Source organism: Bacillus sp. LK2 (assembly GCF_001043575.1).
In the GTDB taxonomy this organism is placed as follows: Bacteria; Bacillota; Bacilli; order Bacillales; family Bacillaceae_G; genus Bacillus_A; species Bacillus_A paramycoides.
On the sequence record NZ_LDUK01000007.1, the window covers coordinates 1 to 20,473 of the forward strand.

A 20,473-nucleotide genomic window follows, 5' to 3' on the forward strand; every position below is an offset into this window, starting at 1 on the left:
ATTATTATACTTAAGATTTCCTATACCAGTATCAATGTTAATAGCTTTTTTTGTTGCATCAGCTGAATTACTTGTATGTGTTTCAGCAAAAGAAATAGAAGAATAATTAAAAGTGCATAAGCCAATTGATAAACATGCTAGTAATTTTATTCCTTTGTTATTTTTCTTAATTTTCAAAAAAATCAACCCATTCCTTTTTTGATATGATATTATAAATGATTGCCAAATAATAAACTTACATAAATACTTTTAAAAGTTCTTGAACGAATGGAATTACTCCACCTACAAATTTCAAAACTGCCATTGCAATTTCCATATTATTTCCTCCTCTTTTCGTATTAAGATGTGGTAAATTTTAATACTTTCATTATAGTAATTACTTATACTTATAGCAATATATTTTATATGCAATATTGCATATAAGAATGTAGCAAGGGGTCTGGTGCAAATACTTAGGAAAGATATAAAGAGGCGAAAAGTTTCCTATTGGAATCTAGTCTTAAGCAGCCATTCCGAATAGTTGATGGATGAACTTCACTTGATTTTGGACAGACTTGTCCAGTAAAACAAGTTTCCCTTTTTTTACCATATGCATAGCTTCTATTCCAGAAATAATGGATGTAGCTATGCGAAAGGATTTTAATCCTAACATCGAACGAACTCGCTTTTTAATAAAAAATAGAGTAATATTCTTTTTTTCTATTTTTAGTTGTTCATAGTGTTCATCTTGTAAGTCCCTCACTTTTTTTATCCCCTTTTATCATTTGAATGCATATGTAACTATCGTATCACATAAAAATTTAAATACTTTTCTAAGTACATATTTCGCAAGAAATCTATTCAAAATATAAATGAAATGTCCATTTTACATGAGGTAGTATCCAAAACAAATAATACATTATCCATTTAACGGATTAATTAGGCATAAAATTAAATGTAGACTATTGACTGGATACTTTGTTTTTTATTAAACATTACGGTACGTGAAATTTTATTTTCTTTGTTAAAAAAGGGTCTTTCGACTCCATTCTATTGTAACAGGATTTTTCCATACACGAGAAACCTTTTCATTTTTCCTAAAAACGCGTGTAAACCCTGTATATATCTTTATTTGCGTTTTTATAGCGAATAAGACCCATTACATTAACTCCTTCATCAAAATACAAAATAAACAAATTTGAAAAAAAGCAGCTCGAAATCTCCCACTTCAATCATTCCTTAAAGATGTTAAGTGGTGAGTAGTTCAAAGAGTTCCATCTATTTGATCTATATTATAGAAAATAAATAAGTACACCTCCTTATTTGAACAAGTAGGTGTACTTATTTTTTAATTTCTATGCATTTTTACGCTTTAAGAATATTACTCCACCAATAACCACTAACAATGCTCCAACTGCCATTGAAATCCAACTTGTAAGGTTAGTACCTGTTTGCGGTAACCATCCAATTTTAGATTCAATTTCTTTTTTAGGCTGTGGCTGTTCTTTTACTTGCTCTTTCGTTGGTGTTTTATCTTCTGGTTTTTGAGTTGTACCAGGTGTAACGGGTTTCTTTTGATCTTTTACAGTATGCTTGATGATTTCACCATCTGTTTTAATCTCAAATGAGAAAATCTCTTCATTTATAAGATATCCTACAGGTGCAATTGTTTCTTTATACGTATACTTTCCAAATGGTAACTTCTCAAATTTCGCAATACCTGTATCATCTGTTTTTCCTTTTACTACTTCTTTCCCAGCTTCATTATAAATAGTAAATTCTGCACCCGGAAGCTTATTATTACCGTTTGCTACATCTACTTTTGTGATTTCTAATAACCCTGCAATCTTTTTATTTTCTACTACATGTTTAATAATTTCCCCGTCTTTTTTAATTTCAAACGAGAACGTTTCTTCACTTACCACATAACCATTTGGTGCAATTGTTTCTTTGTACGTATACTTTCCATACGGTAACTTCTCAAATTTCGCGATACCTGTATCATCTGTTTTTCCTTTTACTACTTCTTTTCCAGCTTCATTATAAATAGTAAACTCTGCATTTGGAAGCTTGTTGTTTCCATCAGCTACATCAACTTTTGTAATTTCTAGATTACCTTTGATAAGATGATTAACTGCTAATAACTCAATAATTTTCCCATGTTCCTTTATTTCGAACTCAATTGGTTCTGTAACAAGAACATAACCGTTTGGAGAAGCCTTTTCCACAAAAGAATATTTACCATGCGCTAAATCTTTGACACTAACTTCACCATTTTTATCTGTCTTATATTCACCAATGACTTTCCCACTTGTATCTTTTAACTCGAATACTGCACCTTCTAATTTTTTGCTGATATCTTCATTATCTACTTTTAATAATTTTACACTCCCTTTCACTTCTGTGTTTTCCACTGTAAAAGTAAGTGTTTTATTATGTTCTTTAATTTCAAAAGGATACTTCGTTTTATTTCCAACATATCCATTAGGTGTTTTTGTCTCTAAGAAATAGTATTTACCATACGTAAGACCATCAACTTTAGCAATTCCATCTTCATTTGTTACTACTTTTTCCACTTCTTTTCCATCTTCGGTGAAAACTGTGAATTCAACATTAGGTAAAACCTTTCCTGAATCGCTAAGTTTTTTAATTTCAATGCTACCTTTTACTTTGTTGTTTACTACTTGAATAGCTCCTGTCTCTCCTGTCTTAACTTCAATAGTTTGTGTTTTTTCATCTGAAACATAACCTGTTGGTGCCTTAATTTCTTTTACTGTGTAAGTACCAATTGGTAGATTATTTAATTCTGCAGTACCATCAGCACCAGTAGTGATTTTTCCAACTGATTCATTATTTGCATTAAAGACTTCAAATACTGCATCAGCTAATACTTCCCCATTTTCTCCAACCTTTTTAATTTTTAAAGAACCAGCAGCTTCCCAATTTACTGCAAGGTCACTACTAAGCTTCTCTTCATTTCTTTCTAGTAATACTGTAGCATTCTGAACAGTATCAGTACCGCGATAAGCAATTGCTTGCACTTTATTCAAATTAGCAGCAACACTTAAATTAAATTCACCTGTTTTTGTATTTTTAGGAATTTGAATACGGAATTTTTCTCCAACCGCAAGCTGATCTTTCACCTCCCCATTTTCACTAATAATTCTAACGCCATTAGGAGCATCTTTTGTTACAACCTTATAAGAACCACCTTTAGCGTTTGTTTGTACTGTATATAGGTTTGTTTCAAAAAATTCTCCCTTTAATTCTGCCTTTTGTTTTTCAGCCGGAATGACATTCATAAAGATATCTTGTGTGTCTTCACTTTTGTTAGCAGCATTTATAATAGTTTTAGCTGCCTTCTCAACATTTTTATTTGTATGTTTTAACTCATTTACATCAAGTTGAACTAAAGCATTCCAAACGGCTAGTTGCGTTGCATAATGAGCCTCATTTGTATTTGCAACCCCTAATTGTTCTACACTCTTTTGTGGGAAACCATTTAATAATACCCGATATACCATATTATCTGTTTTCCCCATTTCAGGTAGATCTTCTCCACTAGGTGATTTTAATCCTAGAGCTAAGCAATATGCAATCTGACCACTTGAATTTTTAATTATTTCAGTTTTAATATACTTTCCTAGTTGATTACTATAACTCCAGTCCAGCGAATACTTTTCATGAGTCATAACTTCTGCACTAGCCCTTGGTAAAAACACATTAAGGAATAATGCCAGTACTGATAATAATGTAAAAACTCTTATAATAACTCTTTTCCCCAATTTTGAAACCTCCCTAAAATAAATTAATCCGAGTATTTATCGAGATATTTAAATCATTCACGATCAACCCGATTATCATTATAAAACAAAAAATTACAAATATTAAACACCCTTGTCAAAATTGTCAAATAACTTACACATTTCAATATTTTTCAGGCTTTTAAACATATTAACTATATACAAATTCCTAAAAAAGGCCTTAATTAAAAAAACTAATATGTATGTTAAGTATGTAAATACCCCGTTCTTTTTGCACGAGTTATTAACCTTTTATGATAATTAAGTTCACTTTTTTCATTTTGGGGTATAATTATTTGTTAGCTTGATGGCGATGTGGTGCTATCCCATCGTTATCAAGCTAAGAAAAGTAAATACCCCAAACGAATTTTTTCGTTTAGGGTATACTTCCAAATATTAAGTTGATGGGCATGTATGGTGCCCCCTGATATGAGAATCTAAAGTATTTGAATAAGAAACTTTACTCCGTTCGTTATAGTTGTTTACATCATAATATAATTATATATCTCTTATTAAAAATGATTCTATCTTAAGAACTGAAAATGGCTATTAAAAAATATGGTTGCTAATTTTATTTCGATCTTCCTTGCACCCAAGCAGCAATATCATTTATAACATACTCAGGGATATTAGCAGGACTATAATATTCATCGGGTTTACTTAATTCCCCATCTCCTTCTGTAAAGAAGTGATTTAACTTTGGATATAGTCGATAATCAACGTTATCTCGCTCTTTTAATTGTTCTTTCCAAAGAGGAATTTCGATTTTTGATTGAACTTGATAGTCTCTTTCTCCTTGAATAATAAGTAGCGGTGTCTTTTGTTCTTTTGACATTTCTGCTGCCTTAATTTTACGGATAGAATCCCAAAATAATGGTGATCCTAAATAAAAATCTTTTGGAGGATTCTGACTAGAGAAATTGGGATCATTTAATAATTCAAATTGTGATTTGTAAAATTTATATTCATCCGGTTTCATTGCCCCAATAGAAAAAAGATACTCAAATTGATCTAAAACAACATCTTGGATCGTACGAGCTGGTCCTCCCATCACAATTGCACCAGCAATATTTTGATTTTGGTCTTTTTCGATCATTTTCGGAAGCATCATTCCACCTTGACTATGACCAAGAATATAAATTTGATTTTTATTTATCATAGGTTCATTTTGAAGAAAATGAGTCGCAAGAAGAGCATCATCTGTTGTCTCTTTATCAACTGTATAAAAAGGACTAAATTGTGTTTTCAATCCATGTTCATAAGTTCGTTTATTATAGCGAAGGACAGCAATTCCTTTCGAGGCAAGACCTTCAGCTAAATCGCGAAATGGTTTTAAGGCAAATGCTGTTTCATCCTGATCAGTTGCTCCAGATCCTTGAACAAGAATAACCGCTGGGAAAGGACCCTTTCCCTTCGGAACAGACAATGTTCCTGGTAATGGAAACGCACCACTTCCAACTACTACTTCTTTATCAACAAATGATTCAGGCTTACTATATGATGGACGCTCTGAAACAGGACTAAACGACATGCTAAGTTGAAAATCATCTATTTTTCCAGATGGATCTAGTTTAATTAGTAAAGGTACAGTAGATTGTTCAAAAACTAATTTAATCTCTACATTTGTATGAACGGAATTTGTCTCTTTTTGTGTTACCTCTCCAATTCCCATAAAAGAACCTGCTTGTAATTGCGCAGGGAGTCCCTTCCAATAGCTCTTCAGCCATTTTTCGGATATTATTTTCTGTAATGATCGTGAGGTTAAATCATATGCAGATTTATAATCCTCACTATTCATATAGCGGATAAATGAAAGGGTAGTAGATATAATAGGATTTTCATCATCAGTATTGTCTATTTTTTTTATATTTGTGTTTGTTTCCTTTAATGTCGAAATAAATTGGTAATTGAACGGATTATTATATGTATCGTGATATAAACTTGTTTTCAATACATCCGTATTCCGTCCCTCATACAAACTTGAAGAACTCGTGAAATTTTTAGGTGAAATTACTTCCTCCGCAAATGAAACTGAAGGAATAGTTATCGCACAAATTGCACTGACAAGTAATAACTTATTCCCTATTCTTTTTTTCGTGCTCATTTTTATTGATTCTCCTTTCAAAATTAAAATTTTTTAATACAGCATGCCAAGTACTATAAGGAAAATAAAAATTATCAAAGAAATTATTAATCTACTTTACGATCCCCTCTAACAGGTTAAAAAGCTATTATAAACAAACTTCAATAAAAGATGCCTTCTCCCTCTTTTTTTATGACTGGATTTTTTGAGTGGATGTGACCCCTATAAAAGCTATGACAAAAATTATCCTGTTTTCCTTTTTGCTTACTTGCTAAATTCAGCAAATAAAATATTTTCAAAAGGATCAGGACTGTTAGCTTTACCCGTACTGTTCAAATTGATGGTCAACGTATGCTTGCCTCCAAGTGTACCTCCAACAAGAGTAATAAACCCTGGAATGCCACCTGTGTGTCCCCATATCGAGACACCGTTTGGAAGCTTAGTTTCATAGATTCCAAGACCATATCCGCTGATTTCAGCATATCCTGTAGGAACTGTAGTAAGCATTTGTTTTAGTTGCTGTTCCTTCAGTAATTTGCCACCGAGCAAGGAAGAAAAGAATTTGTTTAAGTCGTCAGCAGTAGAAATCATCTCTCCAGCCGAGCTAGCTATACTTGGGTTATAATAAGTAACGTCTTTTAGCTCACTTGCTCCGTCTGGCTGGACATATCCACGGGCATGCTTGGTGCCTGGAATAACGCTTGAATTGCCAGGTAGGAATGTATTAGACAACTCAAGCGGTTCAATAATTCGATTTTCAATCTCTTCCGCATAGCTGTTTCCGGTTACTTTTTCAATAAGGATACCCAGTAATACGTATCCTGTGTTTGAATAAGACCAGCCCTTTCCAGGGGCGAAGGCTGGAGGCAGAGAAAGCCCAATCTTCACTATTTCTTCAGCGGTATATGTTTTTTTTGTATTCATCAGATCAACGTCTTTTGAATTTAAGTAGTCAGCGATACCACTTGTATGGTTCAATATCTGCCGGATAGTAATCTGTTTACCATCATATCCGTTTCCTTGAATGACACCAGGCAACCATTTTTCAATGGAGTCGTCTAGATTCAGGCGGTTCTCTCCAGCTAATTGAAGTACAACCGTTGCGGTGAATGTCTTCGTCACGCTGCCAATACGAAAGCGAAAATCTGTTTCCATTGGTTTCTTGGTGCTCAGATTCGCTACCCCAGCGGCATAACCCCACGTTTTTCCACCCTCAGAAGTTTTAGCAAGTATCCCCGGGAATCCAAGGTGCAATGTATCCCGCATTGCTTGTTTGACGGAATTACGATCTCGTTGGGTGCTTGTTTGTAACGAACTAGATACATTTTGAGTGGGCTCTGCTTTTACAATTGAGTTTGGTGTTGTGTATAACAGGGAACTTCCAGCTATTAAAAGGGTAAGACTTGCAAATGTAATTTGACTACGTGTTTTCATAAGGCATTCCTCTCCTCTATTCATATTGTATCGCTGGTTGTTTGCTTGCTGTTTCATACTAACCACACAGCTATCATCTCTACCAATGACAAAAAAACAACAATAAAGTGAAACTTTAATCCGTGTGGGTCTTACTGCCCGTTAATGCGGGGTAAAATTAACTTTGTGCTCTTTCACTCTATAATAAACGGAAGATTCTAAATATCTATTTTCCTTACAAGAAGATTACAAAGTTGTCACTCCATCACCATCAAGCTAAGAAAAGCAAATACCCCAAAACGAAAAAATGTACATCTTCAGGGGAAAATGTACATTTTTTTGTTTTGGGGCCTTATAAAATTCTTAGGTTGATGGCAGTGTGGTGGTACGCCAAAGATAAGATCATACTCTCCGATCTTATCTCTTTTTTGTAGATTCTTGATACAAAAAAAGGAATCCTTATAATAAGGATTCTGCAACAGGAAATAACAAAATATAAATAATAAAAAGAATTACTTATATTATAGTTTATATAGTAATAATATAATATCGGGAAATATTTACATACAGTATGTATTACGTAGCAATTGTAGAAATGACTTGTTTATAGACTAGCTGTTGCTTACCATGAACCATCATTAGAATGGTAAATTTATCTGTTGCAAGAATCTGCCCACGTACTGGAACGCCATTTTTTAAAAATACAGTGACTTCCCCTTTTTTCTCTTTCAATTGTTCATACATATCTTCTTGTAAATTAAACATGAAATGCGCCCCCTGGTTTGATTGTATTTACTTTTCTTCTAATACCTGCTGCTTTTCACTGTTGGATATTATTTAATCTTTCAATAAATCTTCGTCTAAAAAGAGTTCGATGTCATCTAAATTCACATTTTTTTTTCTTTCATGAATTGAAAATTTTAAAATAAACTCTTCAAAAGAGTTTGCTATAAGATAATAATATTCTTTTCCATCTTCGTCTATTGTTTCACCTTCATGATACCAATAATAAATTTTACCCCTGTATTTATCTTTTAAGCCTATACATATTAAATCTCCCCCGTCCGCATCTGCAATAGGCATTACAATACTTCCTAAAATATCCTTATAAGTTTGAATGATTGATTCAATTTCATAGGCATCATTAGTAATACCATAAAAGCCACCTATCGAATCAAAACCATCCTCGAGGGTTACAGGGGTAACTTCAATTGCCTGATACATTCTATTATCTTTAATAAAACACCCTCCATATTCAAGCAAAAACTCTTTGTAGTCTAATGGTAAATCTACACCATATATTCGTTCAATTGTTTCGATTGACTTATATGCATCTTCTTTTTTTGAGACTATCATTTCCGAATCAATTATTTCATTTAATACTTGCTTTATTATTTTGTTCATTTTATTTTCCTCCTCTTAAATTTGATGCTGAACCTATATGTGGTATATTAGCATGGAAATCTGTTGGAATTAACTCAATTTCAGTAGAACTTTTATGGTGAGGTGTTAACCCTTTTTCTTTTAACCGGGCCTTTCTTTGATTCTTTAATTCTTTGATTTAAACCCTTTTAATTGCATAATTTATTCATACACTAAATTGAAATCATTATTAGAGCCATCTAACATACCTTCTTTAAATTTTATAGAACCTTTACTCCAAGGTGTGAAGTTAGGTCTACCATCAATAAATGCTACACCTTCACCATTCGTTATACTTTTAACTTCAGTTTTATCAGAATACCATTTCCCATTACCTGGCTCACCTTTCCAGTGACCATCACTTCTCGGTAACCTTGTTCTAGGATTACCCGTACCCTTAGTGCACTTATAAAATTATAACGCTCTTTTCACTTTTCATGCTTAAACAAAAAAGCACTCGTCGTCTATCGTAGACAATCAAGTGCTTTAAATTCAACTGGTTTTATGCAGCATAACTTTGTAATTTTTCTAGTAACAGTATGAAACCCTTCATATGTCATGACAAGTAATACGTTAGAACTTACGAGTTTGTACGAGTTCGTTAGTTTACTATACACTCCATGTCTTTGTACCCGCCGCACAATAAAATATCATATCGCCTAAGCTTGTACTTCGTTTTCTATTCTATCATTGCACATAGTACCCCATGATGGTATAACCACCATGAGTTATCCATTCAACTTAGATATAACTATTACTGTAAACCTTTTAAAGGTTATTATTTTTCACTTCCTCAAACCACTCATTAGCAATATGCCCAGCCGTTTTAACATCGTCATTTGTATATACTAAATCATACTTATACTCAGCTTTAAACTCGCCACTCTTAACATCATATATTAATTTCATCTCTGTTGGCATGTCTCGTTCATATTCTTTGCACAATTCTTTTATTTTTTTGATGTCTTCACATATTATACGCAATACCGTAAACCCTCGTTTTGGAGATACATCATATCTTTCATCCCCATTCTCCAATGCATCATTCACTTTATGAGGCTCTACATACTTATTATTAATTAAATAAAAGAATCTACCTGAAGTAATACCTTCTTCACGTGAAGCATAAACATATACTTTATCGGCTCTATCTTCAACAAATTCCATACATATAGCTATCATATCTGATTGCAATTCACTAAACTTATCTTCAAATTCTTTCATATTACATTTTCACTCCTTAGATTAATTCTCAATAACTTCAAATTCCCATTTACCATCAATAGAATAATTAACTATAAATTCCTTTGGGCGCATATCATTTCCAGAATAAACTATTTCAACATCAACAGTTACTTCTTTAGGGGGATCTGCTTTCAAAGCTTTAGCCCATTCTTCTTCAATCTTCTTATATTGCTTCAAATTAACATCAGATAATTGCGAAACCAAATTATCAATTTTAGGTGATCCTCCAAATCTATCACCTATCAAATGCCCTGCATGGTCTTGTCCTTTTACTTTACCAGGTGTATTTTTACTATGTGATAATCTCTTCTCTCTTTCAGTTAATTGTAGCTTATCTGTTTCAAGTTTTTCAATTCTTCCAAGACTATCGGTTTCATAAAAATAGTCAAACTCTCCTGTTTTATACCTAATATCAGGCTTTAATCTATTTTTTCTTCCGTTTGTTAACGCTGGAAGGGTTATTGAGAAAAAACTTATAACCTTGATGATTTTGAGGACTAACTTAAAAAGCAGTAGCCTGAAATTAATTTCGGGTTATTGCTTTTTAACTATATTTAAAAAATAATTAATTCAACCTTTTATCTTCATGGCTTTAATATCTTTTCCAATCTTACTCGTTTAATAAAATCATCCAATGCCTCTTCTTCATTTCCATAATGAGCAATTGAGGTTTCTACAATACTCGCTCTCTCATCAGTTGCACAAACACCCCACCTATTATCCTCTTTACAAATTAGAACCTCATCCGGATCCACATCCTTTTCATGAAACCAGTTATAATATTTTAATCCTTCTTCTGATAGGATTCGTTTTGCCTCATCCCTTGTCATATTAAAATTATCCTCCTTATTTTATTTGTTTCAATAATTTCAATCCTTCTAATTGTTCGACTGTTAAAGGAAGTTGTATTTGTGTTCCCCCTTTTATTGTCCCAAAACCTGGAGCTATCTCTCCAATTTGTGCTTTTAATTTGCTATAATCACCACAATAGTACTTTTGAATAGCAGCATCTACCTGTGCTTTTAGTGTAGGGTCACTACAATTATCAATATAGGTTTTTAAATTCGAGAAATCACTTACAACCTCATATTGATGGTATTTGCTCACATCTTCCAAATACGGAAGAGCTCTCTCGCCGTAACTATAAGGTTTTCCATTTACCACAGGTGATGTATACGTACCATTTGACGGCCCATATCGGTCAATAACTTCACCTATTTTTAGTGTATACTCATCCTTCATAACTTTCCCATCCTTATTTACAACATAGCCGCCGTTTGGTACTTGCCCCCAATCAATGTGTCCATCAGCCCTTAAGACATCAGAATTCTTTGGAATTTGTACTTCTTTTGGCCATTTCCCTGTTTTCTCCACTTCTTCTGCTAACTTACTGTCAATATTATTTAAGTAAGCATGTAATTCATCTGTCGTACAAGTTAATTGTTTTAATTCGGAACAAAAAATACCTAGCATTCATCATAAAATGATTTTATCGCTTTATGGTGAATGCTAGGTATTTTTTAGGAGAAAAACATTATTTTCTTCTCTCTCTTCGATTCTTTCGCATTATCAAATATTTTAATATCAATTCACAAGCATCATTTTCATTTTCAAAAGTATCTATAATATTCATTCCACCTCTCTCTAACGATTGATATACTTTCCATACTTTTTCTTCTTTTAATATACCTAATTCCAATTCACCAATAGATTTATCACCTAAGTTGTATTCATGTTCTTCTATTCCTAATTCATCCAATCTAGTTTTTAACTCACTAACATTCATTCTAAACCTCCTACTTATTTAATTTCTTTTATAAATCCAAATTCCTCCAAATATACAATGGACATTGGTAATTTCCATTGTATTCGTCATATCTATGGTTCTATTCTCTAGTTCATTTGCATTCATGTATGCACCATTACTTGATTCTTGCATTTGTACAATCGAGAAAGAAAAAACAGGAACAGCAATCGGGTTTTATAATTTAACACTCAATGTCGGGATGTCAATCGGTATTGCCTTTACAGCAGCAATGATGGACCATTCCGCAATGCGCCAAAGCTTCCTAGGAATTGCAAACAATGCGGACGTTTCCATGTTTAGCAATATCCTATTCATTCTCGTACTCATTGCCCTTTTCAGTTTATCTCTATACTGAATATTAGAAGGACGAGAAGCGACAAAATAGATATATTGTCTATTTGTTAACTAGTCATATAGAATAACGATTCTTTCATAATTAGAACCCTAAAACGAGAAGTTTAGGGTTCTTTTTTATAATTTATAAAATATAAGAGATGTTTTAGACTTGATGCTTCCGCCTAATTATGTAAGCACAAACTATACAATATGTAACTTCTAACCATTCTTACTTAATCTTCTTCTCTCTTTGTCTAACCGTCTAAAAATCACACATATAACACCGCCCGCCACTGTAAACAGAATGCCAGGCACCAATAATAAAAGTCCCCCTCCACTCATCCAAATTAACGCTATTCCTAAAATCAAACATATAATTCCAATTATCATCTGACCTCTTTACCACCCTTTACATAAAATTTCACCATGTTTGTAAAAACATTCTGATAAATTTATACCTCTTTATTTATAACAAGCTCAATACTACTAAACTATCTGTTTCTCCCCCTTTCCTTCAAGGAATAAAACCCTACGATTCCATTTTTCTCCATCATACTATATGTTATTATAATAATATATAGTATGATGGAGAAAAAACGAGAGGAGATTATTATGGTAACGATTGGAATTGACCTAGGAACAACGAATAGTTTAGTAGCCTATTGGACGGATCATGGTGCAGCCCTTATCCCAAATGCATTTGGCGAATATCTTACACCATCTGTCATCAGCGTTGACGAGAGCGGTGAAGTTCTAGTCGGACGCATCGCCAAAGAACGGCTGATTACCCATCCGCACGTTACAGCATCAACGTTTAAGCGATTTATAGGAACAGAGAAAAAATACGAGTTAGGCATGTATACATTTTCTTCAGAAGAACTTTCATCTTTTATCATTCTATCTTTAAAACAAGATGCAGAAGCTTATTTAAACGAAGCGGTTACTGGTGCTGTCATTAGCGTACCTGCTTATTTCAACGATGCTCAGCGCAAAGCGACAAAACGAGCTGCTGAAATTGCTGGATTAAAAGTTGAACGTCTCATTAGTGAGCCAACGGCAGCTGCTATCGCTTACGGACTGTATCAGGAAGCGGCAGAGACAAAATTTCTTGTATTTGATTTAGGCGGCGGAACATTTGACGTGTCCATTTTGGAATTATTTGAAGGAGTGATGGATGTTAAATCGATCGCCGGCGATAATTATCTTGGAGGCGAAGACTTCACAAACGGTCTCATGTCCTTTTTTTTAGAGTCACACCAACTCGATTCCGATTCCCTTGACTCAAAAACGCTATCTTTAATTTATGCACAAGCAGAACGTTGCAAACTTACATTATGTAATGAGCCTGCCGCGATTATGAAAGTCGTTATTCATAATGAGACGTATGAAACTCGCATTAACAGAAGTGAATTTGAAAAATTAGTAACCCCGCTTCTCTTACGGCTTCGCTATCCGATTGAACGCGCACTTCGCGATGCGTCGCTAAACCCTAAGGATTTAGATGCTGTCATTCTAATTGGCGGGGCGACAAGGATGCCGCTTATCAAATCCGTCATTTCTAAAATGTTCGGACGCATGCCCCATGCGAATATTAATCCTGATGAAACGGTTGCTTTAGGTGCTGCGATTCAAGTTGCTTTAAAAGAACGAAACAAAGCACTAGAAGAAGTTATCTTAACGGATGTTTGTCCATATACGTTAGGAACTAGTGTTGTTCAAGCGTTAGGAAATGGACAACAAGAATCCGGATACTTCTTCCCGATTATTGAACGAAATACACCGATTCCTGTAAGTCGAGTGGAACGACTTTATACTGTCAATGATAGACAACACTCCATACTTGTCGATGTTTATCAAGGAGAAAACCGCTTGGTTAAAAATAACTTAAAACTTGGCGAACTTAAAATTAAAGTCCCTCCTGCTCCTGCTGGACAAGAGGCGATTGACATTCGTTATACATATGACATAAATGGCATTCTCGAAGTCGAGGTAATAAGTACAACGACTGGAGAGAAAAAAAGAGCAATTATCCAACAAAATGCCGGAAATCTTACAGAAAAAGAAATTGAAGCTAGACTACTAGAATTGAAGGAAATTAAAATTCATCCACGAGACCGGTCCGAAAACCGATTGCTGCTCGCAAAAGGTGAACGGCTCTATGAAGAATTACTCGGTGACGAACGCCAGAAAGTCGCTATCTTGTTACAGCAATTTGAAAATGCGCTCACAACGCAAAATGATAAAAAAGTGAAAGAAGCTGCTCATATATTAAAAGAGCATTTAGAAAATATTGAAAGGTGGGTCAGTCATTCATGAGCATTTGGGAAACGTTAGAAATTGAGCCTACCGATAATACTGCAGCTATTAAAAAGGCTTATGCAAAACTTCTAAAAATCTATCATCCCGAAGACGATCCTGAAGGATATCAGAGGCTGAGAGAAGCATTTGATAAAGCGATAAAAAGCGCAAAACAAATGAAGACCGCACCTCCCTCTCAACTAGAAAAAACAGATGAAAACGAAGGGAATTCCTATATCCATCCTGTATCCCCTATATGGATGGATGGTGATGCTGAACTTACCGCTACTCTCGTTTCAGAACATCCCGTTCACGCATTTACGGAAAAAATCGAGACGCTGTATAACGATTTCTTTGCACGAATCGAACCGAAAAATTGGGAAGACTTATTAAGTTCCGATGTGATATGGGACGTAGAACATGCGGCAGTGATTCAAGATAGATTAATAGAATTTTTACAATATCATTACCATTTCCCCCGCTCGATTTGGGAACTTCTCGACAATGTATTTCGCTTTAGTGAGCAAAAAGAGGAGTTAGAGTTTGAATACGGTGAAGAAACGGTACAATTTTTGCTAGAGAGAATGAGTGGCGAGAAGGAAATGCGTTATGATATTTTCAAGAAAAGTGATGATTTAGATTTTGAAGCGTATTTTCATTTACGTGAGGAAGTCCAGCTCACACTTATGAATAATAACTTAGAAGCGGCAAAAAGTGCACTCGATTTTGCATACGAGCTTTATCAAGAAGATCCGGAACTTTTACGCATGCAGGGCATTTATTATTTGCGCATCGAAAATAAAGAACGTGCGTTACAATCATTCAATGACATACTTGTCATTTGCCCGGATGACCCAGATGGTTTACTGTATCGGGCCCAGATTTACTATGACCGCGGGCAATTTGCAGATGCTATCAAGGACTGTGAGCATCTACTTTCGATTGAGCCGGAGCATATGGACGCACAGTTCTTAATAGTGAAGTATTCGTTCGAATCAGGTGATATAGAAACTGCAACCACTAGGGTGTTGGATGTGGTAAAGCATTATCCAGAGCGTGCAGAATTTTTTTCATACAGTGTTCGAATTCACACTGAAATTCCAGAGAAGAGACAGAAACAAGAAATAAATACGAAGTTTATTATCGGCTATGCGCTATACCTTTTATTTCTATTTATTAGCCGCACCTGGGTTTATTTGATCTTTATGATTCTTATTGTTTTGACCCCACTACCATCTAAATATGCATTACTTCTCCTACTCCCACTTATTTGGGAAGCATGGAAATTCGTTAGGCTTAAAACATTAGCATAAGGAGGAGACAGAATGCCTGTTTTATATAAAAGAAAACGAGAGAAACAGCTCGAACTATATTTCCGCTGTCTGTCTTCCGTTTCTTTGAATTGTTTTTATCTTACAAACTACTTTACCCGATATGAATTCACCCTTATCAGAGACCGCCTTATTGGGAAACGTTTTTTGAAGAACGTGTTATGGACATGGAAGATTGAAAATTCAAAGGAGTTAAAAGAGAAAATCATTTGGTTTTTAGAAGAAGGAACACGGCAGGAATTTAATCGTATACGCCATCAATTGACTCCTCTTTCCGAGGCAGCGCGGAAGCAATTATCGAAAGACCATCCTGACTATGAAAAACTTTATATCGCTAATTACGGATTACATATTTTGACGGATTCCGGAATTGCAGCGTTTGATTATGCATGGTGTATCTGTTTATGTCGGGTCGGTAGAAGACTCGGTTATTTATCAAAACGGGAAGCAAAGGACTTTATGATACAGGCTGCACAACTTTCACAACATTCTTATTCAGATTGGCACGAGTATTTTAACGCCTTTCGTATCGGCAGCCACTTTAACGCAAATGATATAGAATTCATAAATAAAGATAAGTATAATATTAATTACGTATCGCACTTGTTTGATTATAAAAAAACTCTATTGAGTGTTGTTCCATGGGAAAATAATCTACTTAAAGATTTAAGTTAAATCATGCTATGCTTCTTAACCAAATTAATAAAAAATCCCAGGAACTATGTTTTCCTGGGATTTTATTTACATATGAGGTATTTGATAAACTTAAGAGAATCCACTTCTAATAACTTGAACTACCCCCACTTTCACTTCGTTTAGAAGTGGAGGATTCCTAAGTAAAGAGTTCTATCGAACTCTAATTTATTAGGCTAACCCCGCAGTCCTTGCGGTTAGAAGCCTTATCGCTTCATTCTTTAGATTGATACTTGCGTTAATATCCCTATCATGATGTGTATGACAAGAAGGGCAATCCCATTTACGTAGGTTTAGATTTTTAACGTCTTTGTTTTGATATCCACAACAAGAACATAATTGGCTTGAAGCAAATGTTTTCGATACGACAATGACTTGTTTGCCATACCACTTTGCTTTATATTCCAACATAGTTCGAAACTGTGACCATGATACCTCACTAATCGCTTTTGCTAACTTATGATTCTTTAACATATTCGATACTTGCAAATCCTCTATACCAATAACATCGTGGTTTTTGATGATTTCAGTTGAGATTTTGTCCAAGTAATCTTTTCTAGCATTTGCTATGTATTCATGAATTCTAGCTACTTTTACTCGTTGTTTATTCCAGCGAGAAGATCCTTTCATTCTTCTAGAAAGAACACGCTGTGCTTTTGCCAACTTCTCTTCTAACGATCGAAAAAACTTCGGGTTTTCATAGGGTGTTCCATCTGACAAAATGGCGAAATCTTTTAGTCCCACATCTATTCCAATGTAAGAATTTGTTTTCGGAAGTTCTTGCACTTCTGTTTCAACTAACAATGACACAAAGTATCTACCAGAGGGGTTCCGTCTAACTGTAGCATTTAAAATACGTCCCTTTACTTCACGACTTTTGGCAAATCGAACAAGACCTAGTTTTGGCAATTTCATTTTGTTTCCTACGACGGCAATGTTTTCATTTGTTTGTTTTGTGGTGTAAGATTGTACGTTGTTTTTCTTAGATTTGAAACGTGGGGCACTGTTTTGTTTTTTGAAAAAGCGTGTATAAGCATCCGCGAGGTTGCGAACAGACGACTGAATCGCAATACTATCCACTTCTTTTAGCCAAACAAACTCTTTCTTCATGGCAGGAATTTTGGCAGAGCATGTACCATATGTCAAACCTTTTCCTGTTTCTTTGTATGCATGATCCCATAGAGATAGGAAGTGATTGAATACAAAACGAGAACAACCAATCGTTTTATTGATTAGGGTCGCTTGTGCTTTATTTGGATAGATACGAAATTTATATGCTTTATTGATTATCATTCATTTCACCTCCATTTCGATATGCTTCTATTATACAACAAACATATATTCGGTAGGTAGTGAAGTAACACTTTATATATGTCGAACAATTAAGATGGCTTCCTGCCATCCATTGTCCGAAGCAAATTCATCTCCCACCTACTCACTTCGCGTTCCTTGAGGAAGGAGTCTTCTTGGCTAAAATGATAAAGAAATCAGATAATCCGCCTCTTGGTGGATATAGATTACTATAAATTAATTTTATTTCATTTATAACATCATCAAAGTCTATATAATTATTATTTTGGCATTCATTTAAAATATTAATTACATATCTAACTTCAGATATCTGATAATCTATATCACCTTTCTTATTTCCCTCTAATATTACACCCAATTCACTAAAAAGTTTTTCTAATTTATCTATTACTAACTTACTTGAACTCACTATCATACCTCCTGTTTTATTGGTGTTTCACTTTAAGGCTCTACTCCATTAATCTTCCATGGTTCCGAAATAAAAATTTGATTACAATTTTCTCCACCAAGGTAATGACCCCCTTGATATCCAACCAGCCCTTCATATATTGTAGTTCCTTTAGGGATTTTTATTGCGTATGTTGATTCTATTGGCGAGGTACCTGTCAGTACACCTGTTTTAGGATCTATCCATTGAGCTTTAACCGCAGAATCTATCCGTACTTTTGCAACTGATTCCGCTGCTTCTCTTGTAAACCACTGTCCAAGCGCATTTTGTTCTTCTCCCGGAATTGTTAATCCTCCTTTTTTGCCTGAACGATATAAAGTTGTATCTTCATCCAAAATTTTCACATTATATTTTCCTGCTGGAAAGTTTGATGCTGGATTTCCCCTCATTTCAGCTAAAAGCCCAGGATTCTCTATCATACTATGATTATATTTAGCACCACTCTTCAGATTCACCCCATCAAAAAACGCTGTCGTTTTCTTCTCAAGTCACTAGTTATGTTCTACAGGTATATCCCAAGCTACTACTGGCCGCAGCTTGGGATATAGATTTTCTGCAGTTATTTTTTATGTTTGAATATATCTCTATTTTTCTTGCTACATTCAAACACATTGTTATTACTCCTCTCAATTTCTTTCACATAAAAATAGAACCAATGCTTCTTCCATTAGAAACATTGGTTCTATTCTTAGCTATAATATATAATTATTCTTTCTTTTCATTACATCTTTCATTTAGAGCAAAAGTCATTTAAATGGCAGAATGTTTTAAAACTCTTTAATTTCATTAACTTAAATTACCTTTAATTTTATCTACTACTCTGTTCCATTCATCCGTTGTAATATATTGTATAATTTAGTAGTACTCATCTTAACTTCACTATCATTAATTAAAAACCTCACATTTTTAATATTATTATCAATAGTTACTTTTATTATATTTTGCAAGCTACTTATATTCATATCTATTGCAATTTCATTTGTATTTCCTTGCTCTTTAGAATACTTTTTGCAATCTTTTTCACTAACAAAAACTTTAATATAATCTTCTTCTACCACTGGGACAAATTTATTTAGTATTATTTCTTCACCTATTGTATCCTTACTTGGAACAATCCACAATTTATCATCGCAGAATCTTACACTATTTAATACATTCATAATTGCATATTCACTTTTAGCTAATACTGGAGGTTGACCATGTTTTACAAAACATTCATTTACCAAATCATATATGTTGCAGATTAAGAAATCTCTTCCTTCATCAATAATGACTTGGTATATACCAGAGAACATTGCATAATAAGAACTTATTAGTAACTCTTGGAATTCAACTTTTTTTACTAAATATATGTCATTTCTCTTAAATTGGTAATACTCTGCATATTCCTTTGCTATTTTTTCTTCTGAAAAAAGCCACATTGTAGGCATGTTATTATTTAATCCAAAGAATATTTTCCCTTTATTATCTTTAACTTCTTCATCTGTTGTATTTCTACTAACTACAGTGTATATTTCTTTTAAACTTACTATAGATTTTAAAATTTCATTATATTTATTTAAATAATGCTCTGAGCTTCTTTCTATTCTATTTAATTCATTAATTTTTTCTTGTATAGATACACTACTCATTTTCATTTTTTCTCCTTTTAATACAATATAATTAAATATAATCTATTCTAAAAGGTTCTTTAAATAACTTCTTATATCCTTTTGTTCGATTCTAGTGACCTTTTCATCCATATTTTGAAATTTCAAAATAGGCTCCTTAATTTCTATTAAAGCATCTACTTCCTCTATTGGAACCTCTTTTTTAAAAACAAATTGTTCCATCTTTTCAAATCCATAATTTCTAGCTTCTTTTTCATCACTTGTACCTAGCGTAATTTTATGTATTTCTAGTATGAACTTACCTATTGCCCATGGAACAAATTCTTTTTCTTTATATATTACTTTGTATTTCAATTTATAAGCCATCTCTACTTCATTAATATCAACATCTTTTATATATATTACTTTTGAAACGAATCCTTGTTCAAATTTTAATTCTTTAAATCCATATTTTATGGATTCATTTGAATTACTTATAAGCTCTAGGTTATTATCCGATACATCTAATCTATACAAATTATTTTTATAAATAGCGTAGTCACTCATACTTTATTATACTTCCTTCCTAGTCAGCCATAACCCATCCAATTTTTTTATTAAATTCAAATTTTGTTGCTACATTGCCAGTTTCTGAATCTATAATATTCAATATATCTCCATCTTGGAAAGCTCTTGCATAACCCCTCTCATATGA

The 20,473-nt window shown here is 33.7% G+C and carries 19 protein-coding genes and 4 pseudogenes; 4 read left to right on the forward strand and 19 right to left on the reverse strand.

Annotated features, from left to right (window positions below; all coding sequences use genetic code 11):
- From VK90_RS30560 to VK90_RS07495, 14 genes and pseudogenes are all read right to left on the reverse strand, one after another.
- Window positions 1-186, reverse strand: a pseudogene (locus VK90_RS30560) (alveolysin); the annotation flags it as partial.
- 49 nt (window positions 187-235) lie between these two features.
- Window positions 236-419, reverse strand: a pseudogene (locus VK90_RS31200) (hypothetical protein).
- 80 nt (window positions 420-499) lie between these two features.
- Window positions 500-676: pseudogene (locus VK90_RS07445) on the reverse strand (IS6 family transposase); the annotation flags it as partial.
- Between the two features lie 658 nt (window positions 677-1,334).
- Complete coding sequence (locus tag VK90_RS07450) at window positions 1,335-3,764, reverse strand: SpaA isopeptide-forming pilin-related protein (RefSeq protein ID WP_048371647.1); 2,430 nt, start codon at window positions 3,762-3,764, stop codon at window positions 1,335-1,337.
- Between the two features lie 589 nt (window positions 3,765-4,353).
- The gene (locus VK90_RS07455; protein WP_048371649.1) at window positions 4,354-5,886 is read right to left on the reverse strand and encodes an alpha/beta hydrolase; all 1,533 of its coding nucleotides are present in this window, start codon (window positions 5,884-5,886) and stop codon (window positions 4,354-4,356) included.
- 243 nt (window positions 5,887-6,129) lie between these two features.
- Window positions 6,130-7,299, reverse strand: a complete 1,170-nt coding sequence (locus VK90_RS07460) for a serine hydrolase domain-containing protein (protein WP_048371651.1) — start codon at window positions 7,297-7,299, stop codon at window positions 6,130-6,132.
- A gap of 555 nt (window positions 7,300-7,854) precedes the next feature.
- A complete protein-coding gene (hfq, locus tag VK90_RS07465) occupies window positions 7,855-8,043 on the reverse strand; it encodes an RNA chaperone Hfq (RefSeq protein WP_048371653.1) in 189 nt (62 codons plus the stop codon).
- Window positions 8,044-8,115: 72 nt separating this feature from the next.
- Entirely contained in the window at window positions 8,116-8,682 is a 567-nt protein-coding gene (locus tag VK90_RS07470; protein ID WP_048371655.1) for an SMI1/KNR4 family protein, read from the reverse strand.
- Window position 8,683: 1 nt separating this feature from the next.
- Entirely contained in the window at window positions 8,684-8,839 is a 156-nt protein-coding gene (locus tag VK90_RS28200) for an HNH endonuclease (protein ID WP_082147841.1), read from the reverse strand.
- Between the two features lie 629 nt (window positions 8,840-9,468).
- Window positions 9,469-9,924, reverse strand: coding sequence for an immunity protein YezG family protein (locus VK90_RS07475; RefSeq protein ID WP_048371657.1), 456 nt, complete (start codon window positions 9,922-9,924; stop codon window positions 9,469-9,471).
- Between the two features lie 21 nt (window positions 9,925-9,945).
- On the reverse strand, window positions 9,946-10,434 hold the full coding sequence (locus VK90_RS28205) for a DNA/RNA non-specific endonuclease (RefSeq protein ID WP_331457087.1): 489 nt from the start codon (window positions 10,432-10,434) through the stop codon (window positions 9,946-9,948).
- 95 nt (window positions 10,435-10,529) lie between these two features.
- On the reverse strand, window positions 10,530-10,775 hold the full coding sequence (locus VK90_RS07485) for a hypothetical protein (protein WP_048371662.1): 246 nt from the start codon (window positions 10,773-10,775) through the stop codon (window positions 10,530-10,532).
- A 16-nt stretch (window positions 10,776-10,791) separates the two neighbouring features.
- On the reverse strand, window positions 10,792-11,418 hold the full coding sequence (locus VK90_RS27565; protein WP_053081366.1) for a TNT domain-containing protein: 627 nt from the start codon (window positions 11,416-11,418) through the stop codon (window positions 10,792-10,794).
- 61 nt (window positions 11,419-11,479) lie between these two features.
- Window positions 11,480-11,731 carry a hypothetical protein gene (locus VK90_RS07495; protein ID WP_048371664.1) on the reverse strand — a complete coding sequence of 84 codons (252 nt, stop codon included), beginning with the start codon at window positions 11,729-11,731 and terminating at the stop codon, window positions 11,480-11,482.
- A 76-nt stretch (window positions 11,732-11,807) separates the two neighbouring features.
- Here VK90_RS07495 and VK90_RS28210 point away from each other — a divergent pair.
- From VK90_RS28210 to VK90_RS07510, 4 genes and pseudogenes are all read left to right on the forward strand, one after another.
- Window positions 11,808-12,107: pseudogene (locus tag VK90_RS28210) on the forward strand (MFS transporter); the annotation flags it as partial.
- A 593-nt stretch (window positions 12,108-12,700) separates the two neighbouring features.
- Entirely contained in the window at window positions 12,701-14,404 is a 1,704-nt protein-coding gene (locus tag VK90_RS07500; RefSeq protein ID WP_048371666.1) for a molecular chaperone HscC, read from the forward strand.
- Window positions 14,401-15,699: a J domain-containing protein gene (locus VK90_RS07505; RefSeq protein WP_048371668.1), complete on the forward strand. Its 1,299-nt coding sequence runs from the start codon at window positions 14,401-14,403 to the stop codon at window positions 15,697-15,699. Before VK90_RS07500 ends, VK90_RS07505 begins: the two co-directional genes overlap by 4 nt.
- Window positions 15,700-15,711: 12 nt before the next feature.
- A complete protein-coding gene (locus VK90_RS07510; protein ID WP_048371670.1) occupies window positions 15,712-16,392 on the forward strand; it encodes a DUF1266 domain-containing protein in 681 nt (226 codons plus the stop codon).
- Window positions 16,393-16,581: 189 nt separating this feature from the next.
- On the opposite strand, the gene tnpB is transcribed toward VK90_RS07510, so the two are convergent.
- From tnpB to VK90_RS07540, 5 genes are all read right to left on the reverse strand, one after another.
- Complete coding sequence (gene tnpB / locus VK90_RS07515) at window positions 16,582-17,703, reverse strand: IS200/IS605 family element RNA-guided endonuclease TnpB (protein WP_048371672.1); 1,122 nt, start codon at window positions 17,701-17,703, stop codon at window positions 16,582-16,584.
- Between the two features lie 142 nt (window positions 17,704-17,845).
- Window positions 17,846-18,130 carry a hypothetical protein gene (locus VK90_RS30140; RefSeq protein WP_048371675.1) on the reverse strand — a complete coding sequence of 95 codons (285 nt, stop codon included), beginning with the start codon at window positions 18,128-18,130 and terminating at the stop codon, window positions 17,846-17,848.
- A 32-nt stretch (window positions 18,131-18,162) separates the two neighbouring features.
- Window positions 18,163-18,624, reverse strand: a complete 462-nt coding sequence (locus VK90_RS07525) for a hypothetical protein (protein WP_048371677.1) — start codon at window positions 18,622-18,624, stop codon at window positions 18,163-18,165.
- Between the two features lie 360 nt (window positions 18,625-18,984).
- A complete protein-coding gene (locus VK90_RS07530) occupies window positions 18,985-19,800 on the reverse strand; it encodes a hypothetical protein (protein WP_197088200.1) in 816 nt (271 codons plus the stop codon).
- A gap of 42 nt (window positions 19,801-19,842) precedes the next feature.
- Window positions 19,843-20,325 carry a hypothetical protein gene (locus VK90_RS07540; protein ID WP_048371679.1) on the reverse strand — a complete coding sequence of 161 codons (483 nt, stop codon included), beginning with the start codon at window positions 20,323-20,325 and terminating at the stop codon, window positions 19,843-19,845.
- Window positions 20,326-20,473 lie beyond the last annotated feature (148 nt).